The 2,650-nt window shown below is 55.9% G+C and carries 2 protein-coding genes and 1 pseudogene; 2 read left to right on the forward strand and 1 reads right to left on the reverse strand.

The window, feature by feature from the left end; all coding sequences use genetic code 11:
* Positions 1-450, forward strand: a pseudogene (locus Tam1G_RS11255) (integrase catalytic domain-containing protein); the annotation flags it as partial.
* A 90-nt stretch (positions 451-540) separates the two neighbouring features.
* Here the strand turns inward: Tam1G_RS11255 and Tam1G_RS11260 are convergent.
* Positions 541-1,359, reverse strand: coding sequence for an alpha/beta hydrolase (locus tag Tam1G_RS11260; protein WP_101626594.1), 819 nt, complete (start codon positions 1,357-1,359; stop codon positions 541-543).
* 338 nt (positions 1,360-1,697) lie between these two features.
* On the opposite strand from Tam1G_RS11260, the gene Tam1G_RS11265 reads away from it, so the two are divergent.
* The coding region (locus tag Tam1G_RS11265) for an ATP-binding protein (protein WP_243394888.1) at positions 1,698-2,650 on the forward strand (953 nt) is incomplete at its 3' end.

Consider the following 2,650-nt stretch of genomic DNA (forward strand, 5'->3'; position numbering starts at 1 on the left):
TACTACCGGTACACCGTCGATGAGCTCGGCCTGCTCAACGAGCTATGGGAGCTGGTGCGCGTCAAGGCCAACCTGTTCACCCCGTCCAAGAAGCCGGTCGCGCGCGAAAGCACCCGGGACGGCCGTCCCCGCCGCGTCTACGACGCACCACGCACCCCGTGGGAGCGGCTCAAGGAGTTCGACGAGGCGGACAGGGCCGCCGGCGGCCCCGGCTTCATACCCGACGACAAGCGAGAGGAGATCGAACACACGCTCGCGACCGTGAACCCGGCCGAGCTCGTCCGCCGCATCCACGACATCCAGGACCGGCTCGAAGCACTGGCGGCACCGCGCACCGCGCGGCTGGCCAGACGCATGGGCCCGGACATGGCATACTTGAACAAGACGCTCGCCCGGATCGCGGGCGTCGAACCGGAAGACGACGAAACCCCACAAGCCGACGCGGACTAGGATTTCACGCTCACCACAGGTGAGGCACCACTCCGGATTACGCGCTCATTTTCAAATGAGGCACCTCGCGTACAGCGTAATGCGTTTTGACTAAAACAGGCGGCGCAACCACGTTTCGGCCAGCTCGGGCCAGGATTGCAGGCATTCGACTATGTGCGCATATTTGCCGGCGCCCGCGGTCTCCTCATTGGCGAGGGACAAGCCATGCGTGCCTTCCGGGTACAGATGCGCTTCCACGCTCACGCCCGCCGCGCGGCATGCTTGAATGAGCATCAGCGTATTTTCCACTGGCACAGTGGCGTCGGTCATAGTGTGCCAAACGAACACCGGTGGAGTTTTGGCGTCGATATGGCGCTCAATGGAGAGCTCGTCAAGCAGCTCTGGATTATGAGCTTCCAGGCCAAGCAGGCATTGGAAGCTACCGCGATGGGCGAACTCGCCAGCAGTGATTACCGGGTAGGCAAGCATCAGCGCGTTTGGTCGCACTTCGTCTGGGTTGACGTTATGCGCGCGCATCGTATCGTCGCCAGCACTGGTGGCCAGGTTAGCGGCCAGATGGCCGCCTGCAGAAAAGCCGAGTATGGCAATTGCTTCGGGCTTTACGTGCCATTCGTCGGCATGTGCGCGGATAAGCCGCATCGCCTCGGCAGCTTCCAATAACGCTACCGGGTATCGACTCGGCTTCACCGAGTATCGCAGAATAAACACGTTGAAGCCCTTGGCCAGAAATCGCAGAGCCACTGGTTCGGATTCACGGTCGGACGTCATGGCATACCCGCCGCCGGGCAGAATCAGAATCGAAGTGCGGTGTCGGTCAGAATCCATTTCTGGGCTATTGTCTGGAACATAGCCGATGAATCGGGCCTCGCTGCCGTCGATTCCAGTGATTGCGCGCTCAATGTATTGCATCCGCATCTCCCCGCGAGCGACGGCCTGCATCGGCCTGCGCCCGTCTTGCTTCAGACTTATCTCAGCCTTACATCATAGTGCGCAACGGCATGATGAAGAGGAGAGGAAGGAGACATGCCGGCCTGCCCCATTTGATGCATAACTTAGGAATCGTGAGAATTCAAGCATTTCATAACTTAGGATTCGTGTACATAACGTCATTTTATAACTTAGGAATCGTGATACAATACCATGAAGAGTCCTGAAAATACTGGGAATGCGAGCTCGTCATGTATAAGAGGAAGATATACAACCGTCTACGGCAGTGGAAGTCCGAAAGTAATGGAACTACTGCGCTGATGATCGAGGGAGCCCGCCGCGTCGGCAAAAGCACCATCGCCGAGGAATTCGCGAAAAACGAATACCGTTCATACATCCTTATTGACTGGCAGAAGGCTCCGCAGGCAGTGCGAGACTCGTTCCGCAACAATCTGAATCATTTGGACACACTGTTCATGGACCTTTCCGTCTACTACGGCGTACGTCTGTATGAGCGTGACACCCTCTTTATTTTCGACGAGGTACAACTCTTTCCCTTTGCCCGCAGCGCGGTTAAACAACTCGTTGCGGATGGCCGATATGACTTCATGGAGACCGGCTCCCTAATCTCCATTAAGAAGAACGTCGAAAACATCTTGATTCCTTCCGAGGAAGAATCGGTGAGCATGTTTCCCATGGATTTTGAGGAATTTCTATGGGCCAGAGGAGAAGAATTACTCGCTGATGCGATACGGCAATCTTTCGCAGACAGGCAGGCGATGTCTCCGCTGCTGGACAACAAGGCGGAGCGCCTGTTCCGTGAATACATGCTGGTGGGAGGCATGCCACAGGCCATAGAGCGTTATCTGGAAACATCCGATATGGGCAATGTCGACCGAGTGAAGCGTCAAATCTTACGTCTGTACGCTCAGGACATCGAGAAATACGGCGGCGATTCGAAAGAACGGGTCAAACGTATCTTCGATGAAATCCCGGGGCAGCTTTCCAAGCATGAAAAGAAGTTCACACTGTCGTCTTTAGGCGAAAACGCACGCGAACGTGAATATGGCGACGCTTTCTTCTGGTTAGATGAATCGTTCCTAATCAACCGCTGCATGAACGCCACGGATCCACATGTGGGCCTACGCTTGCATCAAGAGGACTCCACGATGAAATGCTATATGGGAGACACCGGATTGTTGGTAACACAGGTGTTTGCCGACCGCGCATACACGTCGAATGAGCTGTACCGCGATATCCTGTTCGGCAAACT

Source organism: Bifidobacterium imperatoris (assembly GCF_002860405.1).
In the GTDB taxonomy this organism is placed as follows: domain Bacteria; phylum Actinomycetota; class Actinomycetes; order Actinomycetales; family Bifidobacteriaceae; genus Bifidobacterium; species Bifidobacterium imperatoris.

Excerpts from the sequence above, each read along its gene's own strand:
- Tam1G_RS11260 (WP_101626594.1), bottom strand. The coding sequence starts at position 1,359 with ATGCAATACATTGAGCGCGCAATCACTGGAATCGACGGCAGCGAGGCC.